The organism is Cellulomonas sp. T2.31MG-18 (assembly GCF_964266755.1).
In the GTDB taxonomy this organism is placed as follows: domain Bacteria; phylum Actinomycetota; class Actinomycetes; order Actinomycetales; family Cellulomonadaceae; genus Cellulomonas.
Genome location: NZ_CAXWGW010000005.1, coordinates 188,609 through 204,997, shown reverse-complemented (window position 1 = coordinate 204,997; position 16,389 = coordinate 188,609). Strand labels below are relative to the sequence as shown.

The 16,389-nt window shown below is 71.9% G+C and carries 16 protein-coding genes and 1 other RNA gene; 12 read left to right on the top strand and 5 right to left on the bottom strand.

The genetic code is table 11. The features are described 5' to 3' along the window. Position 1: 1 nt before the first annotated feature. The 4 genes from ACFQTY_RS17025 (at position 2) to ACFQTY_RS17010 (ending at position 5,008) form a co-directional block, all read left to right on the top strand. Complete coding sequence (locus tag ACFQTY_RS17025) at positions 2 to 1,354, top strand: peptidoglycan DD-metalloendopeptidase family protein (RefSeq protein WP_378102930.1); 1,353 nt, start codon at positions 2 to 4, stop codon at positions 1,352 to 1,354. Between the two features lie 83 nt (positions 1,355 to 1,437). Continuing rightward, a complete protein-coding gene (gene smpB / locus ACFQTY_RS17020) occupies positions 1,438 to 1,908 on the top strand; it encodes an SsrA-binding protein SmpB (RefSeq protein WP_337975039.1) in 471 nt (156 codons plus the stop codon). Continuing rightward, positions 1,905 to 3,878 (top strand): DUF2207 domain-containing protein, encoded by a 1,974-nt coding sequence (locus ACFQTY_RS17015; RefSeq protein WP_378102927.1) that lies wholly within the window; start codon positions 1,905 to 1,907, stop codon positions 3,876 to 3,878. Before smpB ends, ACFQTY_RS17015 begins: the two co-directional genes overlap by 4 nt. A gap of 74 nt (positions 3,879 to 3,952) precedes the next feature. Then, a complete protein-coding gene (locus ACFQTY_RS17010; protein ID WP_378102924.1) occupies positions 3,953 to 5,008 on the top strand; it encodes an ATP-dependent DNA ligase in 1,056 nt (351 codons plus the stop codon). 72 nt (positions 5,009 to 5,080) lie between these two features. On the opposite strand, the gene ACFQTY_RS17005 is transcribed toward ACFQTY_RS17010, so the two are convergent. Further along, a complete protein-coding gene (locus ACFQTY_RS17005; RefSeq protein ID WP_378102921.1) occupies positions 5,081 to 5,872 on the bottom strand; it encodes an ABC transporter permease in 792 nt (263 codons plus the stop codon). Next, the gene (locus ACFQTY_RS17000) at positions 5,869 to 6,849 is read right to left on the bottom strand and encodes an ABC transporter ATP-binding protein (protein WP_378102918.1); all 981 of its coding nucleotides are present in this window, start codon (positions 6,847 to 6,849) and stop codon (positions 5,869 to 5,871) included. Before ACFQTY_RS17000 ends, ACFQTY_RS17005 begins: the two co-directional genes overlap by 4 nt. A 96-nt stretch (positions 6,850 to 6,945) precedes the next feature. Here ACFQTY_RS17000 and ACFQTY_RS16995 point away from each other — a divergent pair, with 96 nt between their 5' ends. The 5 genes from ACFQTY_RS16995 to ACFQTY_RS16975 all read left to right on the top strand — a co-directional run bounded on the left by ACFQTY_RS16995 (position 6,946) and on the right by ACFQTY_RS16975 (position 11,905). Further along, positions 6,946 to 7,734, top strand: coding sequence for a helix-turn-helix domain-containing protein (locus tag ACFQTY_RS16995; RefSeq protein WP_378102915.1), 789 nt, complete (start codon positions 6,946 to 6,948; stop codon positions 7,732 to 7,734). Between the two features lie 113 nt (positions 7,735 to 7,847). Further along, positions 7,848 to 9,377: a S1C family serine protease gene (locus ACFQTY_RS16990; protein WP_378102912.1), complete on the top strand. Its 1,530-nt coding sequence runs from the start codon at positions 7,848 to 7,850 to the stop codon at positions 9,375 to 9,377. A 111-nt stretch (positions 9,378 to 9,488) separates the two neighbouring features. Continuing rightward, positions 9,489 to 9,855: a transfer-messenger RNA gene (gene ssrA, locus ACFQTY_RS16985) on the top strand. Positions 9,856 to 10,043: 188 nt separating this feature from the next. After that, positions 10,044 to 11,291: a tyrosine-type recombinase/integrase gene (locus ACFQTY_RS16980; RefSeq protein WP_378102909.1), complete on the top strand. Its 1,248-nt coding sequence runs from the start codon at positions 10,044 to 10,046 to the stop codon at positions 11,289 to 11,291. A gap of 86 nt (positions 11,292 to 11,377) precedes the next feature. Continuing rightward, positions 11,378 to 11,905: a hypothetical protein gene (locus ACFQTY_RS16975; protein ID WP_378102906.1), complete on the top strand. Its 528-nt coding sequence runs from the start codon at positions 11,378 to 11,380 to the stop codon at positions 11,903 to 11,905. Between the two features lie 102 nt (positions 11,906 to 12,007). Here the strand turns inward: ACFQTY_RS16975 and ACFQTY_RS16970 are convergent, their stop codons facing one another. Next, the gene (locus ACFQTY_RS16970; protein WP_378102903.1) at positions 12,008 to 12,403 is read right to left on the bottom strand and encodes an SdpI family protein; all 396 of its coding nucleotides are present in this window, start codon (positions 12,401 to 12,403) and stop codon (positions 12,008 to 12,010) included. Between the two features lie 508 nt (positions 12,404 to 12,911). On the opposite strand from ACFQTY_RS16970, the gene ACFQTY_RS16965 reads away from it, so the two are divergent. From ACFQTY_RS16965 to ACFQTY_RS16955, 3 genes are all read left to right on the top strand, one after another. Next, on the top strand, positions 12,912 to 13,583 hold the full coding sequence (locus ACFQTY_RS16965) for a hypothetical protein (protein WP_378102901.1): 672 nt from the start codon (positions 12,912 to 12,914) through the stop codon (positions 13,581 to 13,583). A 314-nt stretch (positions 13,584 to 13,897) separates the two neighbouring features. Further along, on the top strand, positions 13,898 to 14,497 hold the full coding sequence (locus ACFQTY_RS16960) for a hypothetical protein (RefSeq protein ID WP_378102898.1): 600 nt from the start codon (positions 13,898 to 13,900) through the stop codon (positions 14,495 to 14,497). Beyond that, positions 14,494 to 14,958 carry a hypothetical protein gene (locus tag ACFQTY_RS16955; RefSeq protein WP_378102895.1) on the top strand — a complete coding sequence of 155 codons (465 nt, stop codon included), beginning with the start codon at positions 14,494 to 14,496 and terminating at the stop codon, positions 14,956 to 14,958. Before ACFQTY_RS16960 ends, ACFQTY_RS16955 begins: the two co-directional genes overlap by 4 nt. A gap of 390 nt (positions 14,959 to 15,348) precedes the next feature. On the opposite strand, the gene ACFQTY_RS16950 is transcribed toward ACFQTY_RS16955, so the two are convergent. Together ACFQTY_RS16950 and ACFQTY_RS16945 are read right to left on the bottom strand one after the other, a co-directional pair. Then, positions 15,349 to 15,636, bottom strand: coding sequence for a helix-turn-helix domain-containing protein (locus ACFQTY_RS16950; RefSeq protein WP_378102892.1), 288 nt, complete (start codon positions 15,634 to 15,636; stop codon positions 15,349 to 15,351). Beyond that, positions 15,615 to 16,187, bottom strand: a complete 573-nt coding sequence (locus tag ACFQTY_RS16945) for a hypothetical protein (RefSeq protein ID WP_378102890.1) — start codon at positions 16,185 to 16,187, stop codon at positions 15,615 to 15,617. Before ACFQTY_RS16945 ends, ACFQTY_RS16950 begins: the two co-directional genes overlap by 22 nt. Positions 16,188 to 16,389 lie beyond the last annotated feature (202 nt).

Sequence of the window (16,389 nt, the reverse complement as noted above, 5' to 3'; positions counted from 1 at the left end):
CATGAACCGACCGATGACTCCTCGCCGCCGTCGAGCGCGCGACCTGCGCCGGGCGCTCGCCGCGGTGCTGTCCGCGCTGCTGCTCGGCCTCGTCGCGACGGCGTCACCGGCCGGTGCCGACGACCTGTCGAACAAGCGCAAGCAGACGCAGGCGCAGATCCAGGCGAACCAGGCGCAGCAGGATGCTCTCCAGGCCTCGCTGGAGGACCTGTCGGCCAACCTGGCCCAGGTCGTGTCCGACCTGCAGAACGTGCAGGCGCAGCTGCCGGCGGCCCAGCAGAAGGTGGACGAGGCGAACGCGACGTTGCAGGCCGCCCAGCGCGAGGCGCAGAGGATCGCCGACGAGCTGGCGGACGCCAAGTCGCAGGAGTCGGCCATCACCGACGCGGTCGCCAAGGACCAGGCGCAGGCCGCCCAGGTGCGTACCGCGATCGGGCAGATGGCGCGTCAGGCGTACCAGGGCGGTGCCGCGGCCGACGCGTCCGGCCTGTCGGTGGTGCTCAGCGCCAGCAACGCCCAGGACTTCGTCGCCCGGTTCGCCATGGCCGCGACGGCTCAGCGCACGCAGGAGCAGGTGCTGGGCCAGATGCAGCAGCTCGAGGCGCAGGACCGCAACTCGCAGGCCCGCCTGACGGCGGTCCGGCAGCGGATCGACGAGCTGAAGAAGGCCGCCGACCAGCAGGTGGTGATCGCCGACCAGGCCAGCAAGGACGCGGCGGCGGCGAAGGCGCAGCTCGACCAGCTGCTCGCCCAGCAGACGGCGAAGCAGGCCGCGGTCCAGGGGCAGATCGCCCAGGCCCAGGCGGACCAGGCAGCGCTCGACACCGCGCGCAGCCAGCTGGACCAGCAGCTGGCGCAGATCGTCGCCGAGCAGGCTGCCCAGGCTGCCGCCGCAGCCCGTGCTGCCGCTGCGAGCGGGAGGCCTGCTCAGGCCCCGGCCGGCGCGTGGTTCGTCAACCCCACGGCGCACGACCCCATCTACGTGACCTCGGAGTACGGGATGCGGCTGCAGCCGATCCTGCACATCTGGCGTCTGCACGCCGGGATCGACCTGATGGACCACTGCAACGAGCCGGTGTACGCGGGCCGCGACGGCACCGTCCAGTGGGCGATGTACCGCGACGGGCTCGGCAACCAGGTGATGCTGGACCACGGCTGGGTCAACGGCGCGTCGCTGATGTCCAGCTACAACCACATGAACAGCTTCGCCGTGTCGCCCGGCCAGCACGTCCACGCCGGCCAGGTGGTCGGCTACGCGGGCATGACCGGTGGTGTGTCCACCGCGTGCCACCTGCACTTCGAGGTGTACGTCAACGGCGCGACCGTGAACCCGCGCCCCTACCTGGGCATCTGAATCCACCTGCGTCCGGGTCCGTGCGCTGTGTAGGCTTCCACGGGCCCGCCGGGACGGTGGGCTGATCGAGGGGAGGCGGCACGGTGGTCAAGCCGACCGGGCGTAGCCTCGTCGCGGCCAACCGCAAGGCCCGCCACGACTACACGATCGAGGACGTCTACGAGGCCGGCGTCGTCCTCACCGGCACCGAGGTCAAGGCGCTGCGCGCCGGCCGCGCCTCCCTCGTGGACGGCTGGTGCGAGGTGGACGGCGGCGAGGCGTGGCTGCACGGCGTCCACATCCCCGAGTACTCGCAGGGCACCTGGACCAACCACGCTCCGCGGCGCAAGCGCAAGCTGCTGCTGCACCACGACGAGATCGAGCGCCTCGCTGCCGGCACCAGGGAGAAGGGTCAGACGATCGTCCCGCTGGCCCTGTACTTCCTGGACGGGCGCGCCAAGGTGGAGATCGCCCTGGCCCGCGGCAAGAAGGACTGGGACAAGCGTCAGGCGCTCCGCGAGCGCCAGGACAACCTGGAGTCGCAGCGGGCCATCCGGGAGCGACGGGACCGGTGAGCAGGAGCGGGGGCCTGAGGCGTGCCGCGGCGGCTGCGCTGACGGGAGTCGGGCTCGTCGCCGCCGTCACCGGGGGCCTCGTCGCGAGCGCCCGGCCCGCCACAGCAGCGCCGCACGCGGCGGTGACCACGGGGCTGGCCACCACGGCGCCGACGGGCATCCAGACCGCCTCCGCGGGGCTCTCGCACAGGCCCGGGGACATGACCGCCGGCCGGGAGGTGACGCGGTACGACGTCCGGGCGGACGTCGGCGCGGACGGTCGCACCAGGGTGACCATCGACCTGGACTTCGACTTCGGCAACGATCCCGGGCACGGCCCGTACCTGACGCTGACGACGCGGCAGCGGTACGACGACTCCCACGACCGCCTGTACCAGTACTCCGACATCACCGCGTCGAGCCCGACCGGGGCACCGGCCCACGTGAACAAGGAGAACGACCGGGACGCGATCGTCCTGCGGATCGGCGACCCGAAGAACGGCGACGTGCAGGGCGTGCAGACCTACCGGATCGCCTACACGGTGGACGGTTGGGTGAACCCGGCCAACAGCCAGCACAGCGGTGACGAGCTGTACTGGAACGTGATCGGGTCCGGGTGGGTGGTGCCGGTCTCGCACCTGTCGCTGGTGGTGACCGGGCCTGCGTCGGCGGTGGGCGCCGCCTGCTACGTCGGCAGCTACGGCAGCACCGACCCGTGCACGTCGGCCGCGGTGCAGGGCACCGGCGGCCGGTTCACGCAGGACGTGGTGGACGTCGGCCAGCAGTGGTCGGTGGTCACCGGGTGGCCGGCCGGCACGTTCCGCTCCCAGCCGATCCTGGGCCCGCGGTTCGACCCGACCGCAGCCCTCGAACCGTTCAGCGTCGCCGGCGGAGCGGCGCTCGCGGTGCTGGTGCTCGGTGCCGTGGTGGTGGTGCGGCGCGTGCTGCGGACGGGCCGGGACCAGGCGTACCTCGGGCTGACGCCGGGGCTGCGGCCGGCGTCCGGCCAGCAGGTGGCGACGGGGCTGCGGGGCAGGCAGGCCGTCGCGGTGCAGTTCACGCCGCCCGAGGGCACCGGCCCCGGCGCGGTCGGGACGCTCGTGGACGAGCGGGCGAACGCGGTGGACGTCACCGCGACGCTGGTGGACCTCGCCGTCCGCGGCTACCTGCGCATCGAGGAGGTGTCGCGCCGCGACCCGAGCAAGAAGCCGAAGGACTGGACGCTGGTGCAGCTGCGTGATGCGGGCCCGGAGCTGCTGCCGTTCGAGACCGCGCTGCTCGGCTCCGTGTTCGCCGGCCGCCGGCAGGTCCGGCTGTCGGAGCTGCGGACGACGTTCGCCGCCTCGATGGCGGCCGTGCAGAGCAGCCTCTACCAGCACGTCACGGAGCGGGGCTGGTTCCGCAGCGACCCGCAGGTGGTGCGGAAGCGGTGGCGGGTCGGCGGCGGGCTGCTGTCGGCGGGCGGCATCATCGCGCTGGTCGCGCCGCTGACCGCGCGGGTGCAGGTGCGCGGCGTCTCGCTGATCGGCGTCGCGATCCTGCTGGTCGGCCTGCTGACGCTGGTGCTGGCCCGACGTGCGCCGGCGCGGACCGCGGACGGGACGGCCGTGCTGGCGCAGGCGCTCGGCTTCCGGCAGTACCTGGCCACGGCCGAGGCGAACCAGATCCGGTTCGAGGAGGGCCAGGACATCTTCAGCCGGTACCTGCCCTACGCCATCGTGTTCGGGCTGGCCGACCGCTGGGCCCGGGTGTTCGCCGAGCTGGCGGCCCGCGGCCGGGCGATCCCGCAGCCGACCTGGTACACGGGGTACTACAACGTCGGCGCCGGCATGTTCTGGGCGCAGAGCTTCGCGGGGGCCATGGACCGGTTCTCGACGATCGCGACGCAGTCGCTGTCCGCGCCGACGCCGGGGTCGTCCGGGGGGTCCGGGTTCGGTGGCGGCGGGTTCTCCGGCGGGGGCGTCGGTGGCGGGGGCGGCGGGGGCTGGTAGGTCCGCTCCACCGGGTGCGGGGGAGCGCGGAGCCAGCGCTGGTCCGTGTCGGTGGGCTCGGGGACACTGGCGCGATGGACCTGCCGGTGATGCCGCCGATCGACCCGATGCTGGCCAAGGTCTCGTCGTCCATCCCGCCAGGGCTGCTGTACGAGCCGAAGTGGGACGGCTTCCGCTCGATCGTGTTCCGGGACGGCGACGCCGTGGAGATCGGCTCGCGCAACACCAAGCCGATGCAGCGGTACTTCCCCGAGGTGGTCGCCGGGATCCTGGCGCAGCTGCCGGAGCGGGTGGTGGTCGACGGCGAGATCGTCGTCCCCTCGACCCGGCACACCGGTCTGGACTTCGAGGCCCTGCTGCAGCGCGTGCACCCCGCCGAGTCCCGGGTGCGGCTGCTCGCCGCGGAGACCCCGGCGCGGCTGGTGCTCTTCGACGTGCTCGCGGTGGGGGACGACGACCTGCGGGAGCGGCCGTTCGCCGAGCGCCGTGCTGTCCTCGAGACGCTGGTCGGGCCGGGCGAGGTGGTGTCCGTCACGCCGCAGACCGACGACCTCACGCAGGCTCAGCGGTGGTTCGAGCAGTTCGAGGGCGCCGGGCTGGACGGTGTGGTCGCCAAGGACGCCGCCGGCACCTACCAACCGGGCAAGCGCACGATGACCAAGATCAAGCACGAGCGGACGGCCGACTGCGTGGTGGCCGGGTACCGGCTGCACACGTCCGGCACGGACGCCGTGGGGTCGCTGCTGCTGGGGCTGTACCGGCCGGACGGGGTGCTGGCCTCGGTCGGCGTGGTAGGCGCGTTCCCGATGGCGCGTCGACGGGAGCTGCTCACCGAGCTCGCACCCCTGGTCACCACCCTCGAGGACCACCCGTGGGGGGCGATGGCGACGGGTCGTACGCCGCGGGAGGCCGAGCACAGCCGATGGGCGCGGGACCGTGACCTGTCGTTCGTCCCGCTGCGTCCGGAGCGGGTGGTCGAGGTGGCGTACGACCACCTGGAGGGCGACCGGTTCCGGCACACCGCGCAGTTCCGGCGGTGGCGGCCGGACCGTGACCCCTCCAGCTGCACCTATGCGCAGCTGGAGGAGCCAGTCACCTACGACCTGGCGGACGTGCTGGCCGGGCGCTGACCCGGGCTGCGGTGACCGTCGGTCCGGCCGTTGCGCGCCGGGCGGTCAAGGCCGCCGGTGCGGGCGCGACCGTCAGGCGCGTCGCCGCAGGGCGAACGCGGCGCCGGCGACGCAGACGACGCACCAGGTCAGCAGCACCGCGACCGACCGGCCCGGCACCGTGAACGACCCGGGCGCCAGGCCGGCCCGGACCGCCTCGGCCATCGGCTCGATCGGCAGCCAGTGGTGGGCGTGCTGCAGCCAGACCGGCATCCGGTCCGCCGGGAAGCTGACGGGCGAGAACAGCAGCACCACGAAGACGAGCACCTGTGACATCAGCTGGGCGATGGTGCCCGGCAGCAGCCACGCCATGGCGTAGCCGACCGCGGCGGCCGTCAGCGAGACGACGAGTGCCGTCGGTAGCAGCCACCACGTCGGCGCGAGGTGCACGTGGAACCGCAGCACCCCGGCGAGCACGCCGAGCACCACGCCCGGCAGTGCGATCAGCGTCCAGACCAGCAGGTCCGCGGCCAGGAACAGCTCGCGCGGAACCGGGAGCGTCCGCATCCAGTCGGCGCTGCCCTCCGTGCGGGACTGCACCACCAGCTGGGGCGTCATCACCAGCCCCACCATGACCAGCGAGACGGTCGGCGCACCGGTGGCCAGGTACAACGCCTCGGCGGGTGCCGGCTGGCCGACGAGCAACCCGTAGCCGATCACCGTCGCGACGGACAGCAGGATCTGCACCAGCACCAGCAGGGGGAGTGCGGAGGCCATCCGGCGGGCCTGCCAGCGCAGCAGCAGGGGCAGCTGCTGCAGTGCCGAGACTCGAGGCGTCGCCAGTGCGCTCGACACGGTGGCGGGTGCCGCGGTCGTCGTCGTCACGCCGCCACCTCCGTCGCCTCGTCGGCGGCACCCGCGGCGGCGCCGTCGCCGTTGCCCTCTCCCACCAGCTCCACGTAGACGTCCTCCAGCGAGGCCGGTGCCAGGGCGTACCGCTCGAGACGCCCGGCAGCGAGCTCGTCGGACGCCCACTGGACGGCCGCGGCGGCGTGCGCAGCCGGCACGTTGGCTGTGGCGCGGAGGCGCCCACGGTCCACGAGCAGCAGGTGGTCGGGTGCGCTGGGCCGGCGGTCCGGCGCCAGGTCCAGCTCGAGCGTCAGCGCGCCGCCGTGCCGCGCCGTCATGGCCGCCGGCGTCTCGTCGGCCAGCACCCTGCCCTGGTCGAGCACGACGAGGCGGTCCACCACGCGCTCCGCCTCGCGCACGTTGTGCGTGACCAGCAGCACGCCCGCACCGTCGTCGGCCAGGCGCCGGATCTGCTGCCAGAGCAGGCGCCGACGCATCGGGTCGACGTCGTTCGTGGGCTCGTCGAGCACCACCAACCGGCCCGGAGCCACCGCCGTCATGGCGAAGGCGGTGAGCCGCGCGACGCCGCCCGACACCTTCTGCGCGGGTGTCTGCGCCCACGGCTGCAGGTCGAGCGCCTCGAGCAGCTCCGCGGTGCGGCGGCGTGCGGTGACCGCACCTGCGCCGCGGATGCGGCCGACCAGCTCGACCGCGCGGGCCGGGGTCAGCCCGGTGATGGGCACGTTGGCCTGCGCCTGGACGCTGACCAGCCGTCGCGCGAGGTCCGGCCGGGCCACCGCGTCGACGCCGCACACCCGCACGGAGCCGGAGTCGGGCCGGGTGAGCCCGACGACCTGGTTGACGAGCGTCGTCTTGCCGGCACCGTTGTGGCCCAGGAGCCCGACCACCTGCCCCGGCGCGACCCGGAGGTCCACCCCGGCGTTCGCCTGCACCACGTGCCCCCTCCGCACGAACCGCTTGCGCAGCCCGTGCACCTCCAGCACCGCGTCCATCACGCCTCCTCAGATACCGATCTGCCGTCACGCCGGAACGTAGCAGATACCGAACGGTATGAGATACAGATTCCGGACGGGATGTACTCTGGGTGCATGGCGCGCTCACGGGACCCCCGGGACTGGGACGACGATGAGACGGTGAGCGCGGCCTCGCGCGCCCTCGTCGACGCCGCAGCCGTGCTCACCCGCGCGATGAGCCTCGGCGCCGCGGCCGCGGGGGAGCAGGTCAGCGACACGCTCTCCCGGACGTTGAAGGACGCCTCCCGCGAGCTGGCGGAGGCGTCGGCCCAGCTCGGTCGTCACGCCGGCGAGCGTCGGCGCCGCGCGAAGGTGGAGCGCACCCGTGCCGACCTGCTGGCCGCCGCGCGCCGGGTGTTCGCCGCCAAGGGCTACGAGGGTGCGGCGGTGGGGGACATCGCCGCCGAGGCGGGGTACACCAAGGGGGCGCTGTACTCGAACTTCGAGTCGAAGGAGGCGATCTTCCTCGAGATCGCCCGCGAGCTCACGGAGCAGGAGGCGGTGGAGACGTCGGGCTGGACGCCGGCGGACCTGCGGCGCCACCTCGCGGTCCGGGTGCCCGACGACGACCTGCTGACCCGCATGCTGCTGACCCTGGAGCTGTACACGTACGCCGTGCGGCACCCGGAGGCGCAGACCGAGCTGGCCCCGCTGGCGCGTGGGTCGATGGACGTGCTGGCGCGGTTGGTGCACACCGCGCGGACCGGTGCACCGGCCGAACCGACCCGCGGGGACCGGGACACCGCCCTGGGGCTGGCCGCCGTGCACCTGCTCGCGGTGGTGGCCGGGCCGCTGCTGGGTGATGCTGACGAGGTGGCCGGTGCCGCGGACCGGCTGGTGCAGCGGCTGCTCGCCGAGGGCTGAGGTGCGGTCCGGGGCCAGCCAGGGCCCGGATCCAGGTGCTTCCCAGGTTGGGTCGCCGGTGCACAGGAAGCCCACATCGGTCGTCCAGCGCCCTTCCGGACTGCCGAGGTCTGATGGTCACCGTCGACGTCACGGTGACGGCGGCGGGGGAGGTGGACGGGATGTCCGAGCAGGAACCGCAGCAGGTCGGTGCAGGCGACGCCGGGCAGGCGCAGCAGCCGGCCGGTGGACCGGTCGCGGAGCCGGTGGTGCAGCCGATCGCCGCGCCGCCCGCTGCGACGCCCCCGGTCGACGGCGACGCGGTGCACGGCGAGCCCGTGCCGCCGGTCCTCCGCGACCCGTACGCCGTCCCCGCCGACGGTGGCTACCCGGTGGCGCCTCCGGTCGGGGACGTGCCGCTCGCGGTCGACCCGCGGCGGCGCACGCGTCGTCGTCGGGCGATCCTGGGCAGCTCCGCGGCCGCGGTGATCGCTGCCGCCCTCGTCGTCGGCGCAGCCGTGCACCCTGGCGCCGCTCCGACCGGGACCGCGGCGACCGCGACCGACGAGCGCGCCCCATGGAGCTGGTCGCACGACGGGTACGGCTACTCCGGACGCGGCGGGTTCGTCCCGAGCGCCCCCGGCTCCTCGTCGGACGGCAGGTCGTCCGACGGGTCGGGCGCGGCTCCGTCGGACGGCACCACAACCTCGGGCGCCACGACCGCGACGGCGACGCAGCAGGTGGGCGTGGTGACGATCACCAGCCAGCTGGGCTACGAGAACGCGACCTCCGCCGGCACCGGCATGATCCTCACCGCGGACGGCGTGGTGCTGACCAACAACCACGTCGTGGAGAACGCCACCGCGATCCAGGTGACCGTGGAGAGCACCGGCACGAGCTACACGGCGACGGTGCTCGGCACCGACAAGAAGGCCGACGTGGCCGTGCTCAAGCTGCAGGGCGCCAGCGGCCTGACTCCGGTCACCCTGGACACCGCGGGCGTGACCAGCGGCGAGGCGGTGACGGCGATCGGCAACGCGGAGGGCACGGGCACGCTGGTGGCCGCGGCGGGTTCCGTCACGGCGACCGACCAGACGATGACGGCGTCGACCGACTCCGCCACGGCGGAGACGCTGTCCGGGCTGATCGAGTTCTCCGCCTCGGTGGTCAGCGGCGACTCGGGCGGTCCCGTGCTCGACTCGAACGGCCAGGTGGTCGGCATCACGACGGCCGCCTCGAGCGGGCCCGGCTCCACGGTCGCCTACGCGATCGACATCCAGGACGCGATGGCGATCGTCAAGCAGATCGAGGCAGGGCAGGGCTCGGCCGACGTCGTGATCGGGTACCCGGCGTTCCTCGGGGTGTCCATCGGCTCGTCGGCGCAGACGCGCGGCGTGCCGGGCGACACCACCGGATCGACCGGCACGACGAGCGGCGCGACCATCGCCGGCGTGATCACCGGGACGCCGGCCGCGGACGCCGGGCTGGTGGCCGGCGACACCATCACCAAGGTCGGCGGCACGGCCATCACCTCGTCCGACCAGCTGTCCACCGTCCTGGCCGGCCACAAGCCGGGGGACAAGGTGACCATCACCTGGACCTCCGCAAGCACCGGTACGAGCCACACGGCCACCGTGACGCTGGCGACGGGTCCGGTCGCCTGACCGGGCGGGGAGCCGGGTGCCGGGCGGGCCCGCGGGAATGAGCGGGACCCGCCCGGTGTTCTCCAGTACGATCGACCAGCCGCCCACGGGCGGTGCTTGACAACTCAACATGGGGGTGATCGGTTTCGACGGTGGTCGCCGATCCAGGGGAAGCGGGCCGAGGACGCACGGTTATCTCGTTAACGATCCGCGCAAACCCATAGGTGCCAATACATCGCGCACCGACTTCGCCCTCGCCGCCTGAGCGAGCTGTGAAGTCCGTCAGCCCGAGCTAGCTTCCGACTCGGTTCCTGGCGTCATCTAGGGAGCCACTGCTCACGGCGTTCGTCAGTGACGTTGTGGGGACTTTCAGCTGACTGAGCCTGTCCACGACTTGTCTGCGTGATCGTGGGGGCTGAGAAAAGCGCAGCAGAATGCGCCCGGAGAAGCCCTGGTTTAGTGTCATCGGACGCGGGTTCGATTCCCGCCACCTCCACCACGTCTGACCTGCGGGTTCGTCCCGCACGACGCTGATTTCGTTGACACGGGCCCCGGCTCTGTTGACACGGATGCTCGTGCGGGCGGACTCTCACGCCCATGGCGTCCCTTCGTGAGCGTCGTCGTGCCGACGGCAGCACCGCCTTTGCGGTGCTCTGGCGCGACCCGCGAACCGGACGTCAATCCTCCATGACCTACGCCTCGCGCAACGAGGCTCGGGTGGCGATGGAGCTGCTCGAGGCGGCGCACGGACACGCGAAGGACGCGGCAGAGATTGCCGCGTCCATTTCTTTGCCCCCGCAATCCGGCGCCGCCGCCGCAAGTACGTCCTCGTCCTCGGGTGGCGCGCATTCCCTGCCGGCCGCCGCTGCGGTCGCGCCCGCCGGCGGCCCGACGATCGCCGCCCTCGTCCGCGAGCACATCGACCTGCTGACCGGCATCGGCCCGAACGCCCGAGCGTCGTACGGGCGGTACCTGCGCCACCACATCGGCCCGCTGCTCGGCTCTTCGCCGGTGACCGCCGTCGGCTACCGCGAGGTGGCCGGCTTCATCAACGGGTTGTCCGCCAAGGGGCTGTCGCCGAAGACCATCGCGAACATCCACGGACTGCTCTCGGCATCGATGACGACGGCCGTGCGGCTGGGCTACCGGCCTGACAACCCCTGTGTCGGCGTCTCGCTGCCGAAGTCCCAGCTGACGCACGACGAGATGACGGTGCTCACGCGCGACGAGTTCGCGCTGCTGCTGTCCAAGGTCGCGCCGTTCTACCAGCCGCTCGTCCTCACCCTCGTCGCCACCGGCCTGCGCTTCGGCGAGGCGACCGCGCTCACGCCTGCCGACGTCGACGTGACGGCGCGGCCGGCGACGATCCGGGTGACGAAGGCGTGGAAGCGCGACGAGGATTCGCGGTACTACATCGGTCCGCCAAAGACCCGTCGTGCGCGGCGGACGATCTCGCTGCCCGACGAGCTGGTCGACGTGCTGCTGCCGCTGCTGGCGACCAAGGCGCCGGACGAGCTGCTGTTCCCCAACACGGTGGGGCAGTGGCTCTCGTCGTCCCGCTTCTGGACCTCGACGTGGACACCGGCGCTGGATGCGGCCTGCAACCCTCGGCGGCCCGACGGGTCACCGGACCCCGACGCGCCGCGGCTGACGAAGCGGCCGCGGGTGCACGACCTGCGGCACACGCACGCCTCGTGGATGCTCGCCGCCGGGACCGACCTGTTCGTGCTGCAGCGTCGGCTGGGCCACGAGTCGATCACGACCACCACCGAGACGTATGCGCACCTCATGCCGGATCAGCAGAAGGCCGCCGCCGACGCTGCCGCGAAGGCGCTGAGCGGGCTGGTCCCGGTTCGGAGTCAACCCAGCGCGACGCCAGCGCCGCTGGCAGCCGTTGCTTTGAGTGCCGATCGGCATTCGGGCGCGCGAGACTGAGCGTGGCACCGGCCGGTGCGAGCTGGAACGGGGACGGTTCGATGCGATCGCGCTGGGCTGGGTCGAGCAGCGGGTGGCCGCGCGACATGGTGATCCGCGTCGACGACGAGCCGGCCGCGCTGCTGACCTTGCTGTTCATTCGCGACGCGTGGGGCCTCGCCCCGGATGTGACACTGGCCGACCTCGATCCGGTGGCCCATGGCGGCCGTTCCGCGCTCCCAGCTACCGCGTCGCGAGACGAGTGGTCGGCCCGGTGGCTCACCGCCTGGGAGCGCACATGGGCTTGGTACGAGGATCCGGGTGCCGTCGGTCCGACGCCGAGCTTCCCTCCGATGTGGCAAGCGCAGTACGGCCCCGACGGGATCGACCGCGACGCCCTCAACCAGTGGAGAGAGGCCGCCAGAGGCCCGCGCTTGGTGCGTCTCGAGGACGAGCCAGAGCGTCGTTCCGTCGATGCGGTCGCGGCAGCGTGGCGCACCGGGATCGACTCGATCCTCGTCCTGCCGTACCGGGGCCACTACGCCCGCCGAATCGGTAGCCACCTGTTGGTCGTTTCGAAGACGACTCGAGAAGATCCAGGGCTGTACGCCGTGGCGCTGACCGGCAGCTCGTAAGCGACGGTCGCCGAGCTGGCCCGGTTCCTCGCGGACCGCGTCCTGCGCTGGCCCGGGCCCGACCGACACGCCGACCACGAGCCGGCGTGGGGTGCGGCGCGTTCAGCGGGCTGCGGACGATGTGGACGCGTCAGCGGACGCGTCAAACTCGACGAGGCGACGTTCCACCAGCAGGGCGGGCACCGCCATCGCGACCAAGCCAAGGCCTGCGAGCACCAGTGACGTCGTCTCCCAGACGCCGACGACTCGGTTGCCCGAGGCGAACAACGCGACGAAGACCAGCAGGCACGCGAGTCCGAAGCCGATGCCCCAGCGCAACCAGTAGCGCCCGCAAAGCCGGTTCGCCTCGCGCCAGTTGCGGGTGTTCTTCATCGCCAACGGGCTGCGGTACCCCGACCAGGAGTTCGGCTCACCGTGCGACCGGTGAACGAACACCGGGTAGCAGGCCACCATCGCCACGGGTATCAGCAGCCCCATCGCGAACGTGAACCACAGCACCGGCCACCCCCTCGTTGAGACATCGGCCAGCGGGATGCTCGGCTCCCATTGTCCCCAGCGACGACCTCACGCAACCAGCGAACGCAGAAGCCATATGAGCTGGACGGGTGCCTCACTGCTGCGTCGACGTGGGTGGGTGCCGTGTTCAACCGCGACGCCCAGACATAAATGGTCGCCCAGGCGACCACTTATGGCGTGAGCGAGGTGACGACCGCTGAGACTGGTCGGCGTCGTGCGTCTCGCAGACGTCAGGTTGAGCGGCGTGTCCATCGAGGCGAGGTCCCCGCCCGATGCACCGCTGGTGACGCGTGGGTGGTCGACGCACTTGCCGTGAGCGCGTTGGGCCGGTCGCGGCCGGGCTCGGCCCTGGCGTCTCGCGGCCGAGGTGGCGGCAACCTTGCCGGTCGGATCGTGGGTGCCTCGGTCTTGCCCAAGTTGCTTCGCGAGCAGCGCCGTTCGAACAGCAATCCACGTCCACAGGGCGACAGGCAGAGATACCGTCGACCGCGTGACCCAGCTCCTCGGCGGTGCGGCGAGCCCGATCGGGTGGAGCGTGCAGTATCTCGAGATCGGCGCATCGGACCTTGTTCGGGCGCTCCACTCGTGGCGCGTCGGGCTCGGCCAGCACGTACGTGTGTCGCAGCCAGTTGCCTACCCCTACGTCCTGCAGCACCTCGTGCCGTTTGAGGCCCCTTGGACACGGGAGCTGGTCATGGCGTGCGGGGACCGGTGGTCCGCCTATATGAACAACGGCCTGAACGGCGGGGACCCCACCGCCGCGGGGGCCGCCCTCGCCAGAGACCTCGGGGTTCGCTGCGTGGTCGCCGAGTGCACGCCGCGATACGGCCCCGGCCACCAGGCGACCCAGCTGTGGGTCCAGGGACCGGCGGGCGAGCCGCCTCTGATGTACGAGCGCACGCTCGCTGCGCACGCCACCGACGGTCGCTGGACTTGGCACGAGTCCGGTCGGCCGTTCCAGTTCGAAGAAACGAACCGGTACACCGTGAGGCGAATCCGGGACAGGCTCGACCGTCCTCTCCTCCTGCGCTACCTCACCGCGCTAGACATTCCGGCCGGCGACGATTCGAGCTACGGTCCGGGCGTCATCGTCCAGCAGGTAGTCGCATGGCCGCGTCGTGAGCAGACCCTGTACGAGGCTCGCCGCTCGCTCACAGCCTGAGCCCCGCCCGGTCGAGACTCGACGACGCCTGGGCCGCCCCCGGGCACCGAGGTCCGAGACATCCAATCCGACTGTGGCGCTTCCCGCGCTGTCGCATGCGGGGCTGCCCAGGAGCATGAGCACTCGCGCGCTTGGCGCACCAGCGCCTCGGGCGCGTCGGGTCCCGTAAGGACAAGAGGCCCGTCCCCCAAGGGAGCGGGCCTCTTGTCCGCAGCCGCCGGGTCTGCGTCATACCGCAACACGTCGACGGTCTCGCCAACACGGTCCGGATCGACTATCTTATTCGCATAAGAGGTAACGAAAGAGGAAGACTTATGCGAACGACTCCTCCTGCGCTTCTGCCGTTGCTGCGCTCGCAGGTGCAGGGCGACGTGCTCGCCACCGTGTACCTGTCGCCCGACTCGGAGTTCAGTGTCACCGAACTGGCCCACCGCGCGGGCGTCAGCGTCAAGGCGGTTGCCCACGAGGTCGCTCGGCTGGTCGACGCCGGACTGCTCGCCGACCGGCGAGCCGGCAACCTGCGACTGGTGCGGCGAGGTCCCGTCACGCCGCTGACGCAGCCGCTGACGGACCTGCTGGCGGTGACGTACGGCGCGATCCCGGTGCTGGCGGAGGCGCTGGCGGCAGTGCCGGGCATCGAGGCGGCCTACGTCTACGGCTCGTGGGCGGCGCGCTACCGCGGAGAGCCCGGTCCGGTGCCCGGGGACGTCGACGTGCTCGTCGTCGGCACCGCGGATCTCGACACGCTCGACGAGGTCGCCCGCGAGGCCGGAACACGCCTGCGCCGCGAGGTCGCGATCCACCGTGTTAGTCCCTCGACCTGGGCGGATCCGCCCGCCAACGATGCCTTCCTGGCGTCTGTCCGCACGCGGCCGCTCGTCGCCCTCGAGCTGGTTGACAGGGGAGCGGTATGAGGTGGAACCAAGGGCGTGCCGAGGTCGACGCGATGCTCGCGGCAGGGGAGCTGCAGCGGGTGCCTGCCAGCCGTGAGCACGCTGACAACCTGCTCGCACTGGCCGTGCAGCACCTCGCCAGTGCGCGGTCCGTGGTGGCGACCGACCCGGAAGGTGCGTACGCGATCGGCTACGACGCGAGCCGCAAGGCGCTTGCCGCAGTCCTGGAGAACCAGGGTCTCCGCGCGACGAGCCGCGGCGGTCACATCGCGATCTACCGCGCTGTCCAGGCCCAGCTCGACCCGCCGCTCGGTGCGACGCTCCGCCCCTTCGATCGCATGCGGCGCCGGCGCAACAGCCTCGAGTACCCGGACTTCGACGCGCCCACGGTCATCGCGGCCGACGTGACGGAGGACCTCGAGCGGGCGCGAGCGATCGTCGACCTCGCAGGCCGCACTCTGGACCAGATGTCCCCGTACTGACCGCCGGCGCATGCTCGAGGGTGCGCGAACGACGTGACTGTCGTACCGGAGAGCGCTGGCGGCACGACCAGCGTGGTCGGCCGACGGGCGAAGATCAGTGCCCCCGACTCGGCGGACTGCAACTCAACGCCCCGATCGACGGCTAATCTCGCGCCTAACGAGCTTGTCCTTCTAGGAAGGCACGGGAATGTACGGGTTTACCGTCATGATCGTCGGATCCCTCATCGTCTTGGGTGGTGTGGTCGCCGCGCTCGTCTACTACGTCGTGAACAGTCGGCGCAGCCCGAAGTAGCGCAGTCGGAGTGTCGACTCGGGCACGCTCCGGATGCCAGTGGCGGACGGAGCGACAACGAGGGTTCACACGTGTGTCGCCGTCGACAATGCGGGTGTTCAGAACAGCGGCTCGCCCTCGGCCCGCCGTGGCTTGAGGTGCGCCCGCACCGAGCGGTCCGTCGCGCCGAGCGCAGTGATGTCCACCGGTTCAGGCTCGACCTCGTGCTCCTTGACGGTGGCGCGTCGGATCAGCGCGTCGACCTGATCGGGCAGGAATCGGATGCGGCCGCGACCGAGCCGCAGGTGCGGGATGCGCCCACGGCGAGCCTGCTCGCGCACCCACCACGACGAGGCACCGATCGCATCCGCGACCTGTTCGGGGCTCAGAGTCTCGAGCTTGTCCATTCCTGTTCCTCCTCCTGGTCGGATTGCGCGGGCAGCTGTCCGCCCGGAACGTCGGATCGCGTGCGGTGGCTGCCGGATGTGGTGGATCGCAGGGGGACTCGTTTGTCCCCGTCGGGGCGGGCGCTGAACCGCTGGCGGGCGCCCTGCCTGCTGATGCCAAGCGCGGTGCCGATCTGGCTCCAGCTGGCGCCGTCAACGCGCAGGTGCGCGACGGCGGAGCGGATCTGCTCGTCGTGGCGCACGACGACGGTCCGCGCTTCGGCCCGTCGCGCCGCGAGATCCTTGAGGCGCGTGAGCCCTTCACGAAGTGGGTCCGCATGCTGAATTCGGCGCAGCAGCTCGGGGGACGGCTCGTAGGCGGCATGGGCCGGCTGGTTCTGAGTCCTCGCCGGCGACGGAGTGATGGGCCGAGGTAGACCCGCCGGGCGGCCGTCGAGACCGAGTCCGAAGGCCGCGCCGCCGGACACCGATCGAGCGGACGGCGCTTCGGCGAGCACCGTTGTGCCCAGCGCCACCCTGCGCCGCGCCCGCTCCCGACTGGCCTTCCCCATATCGGCCCCTCCGTTCTTTGCTACCCCTACGTGTGCACTGGACCCGCAACATGCGATCGGACGTCGCACGACGCCGTCCTCCGTCGCGGCAGGAGATGCGGCACCACGGTGCCCGAAGGTTCACGACAGGATGCAAGCGGTTGCCCTACCAACAGGTGTGCAGGCGACGGCGAAGACGCGACGCGGCGCCATCCGATCTGGA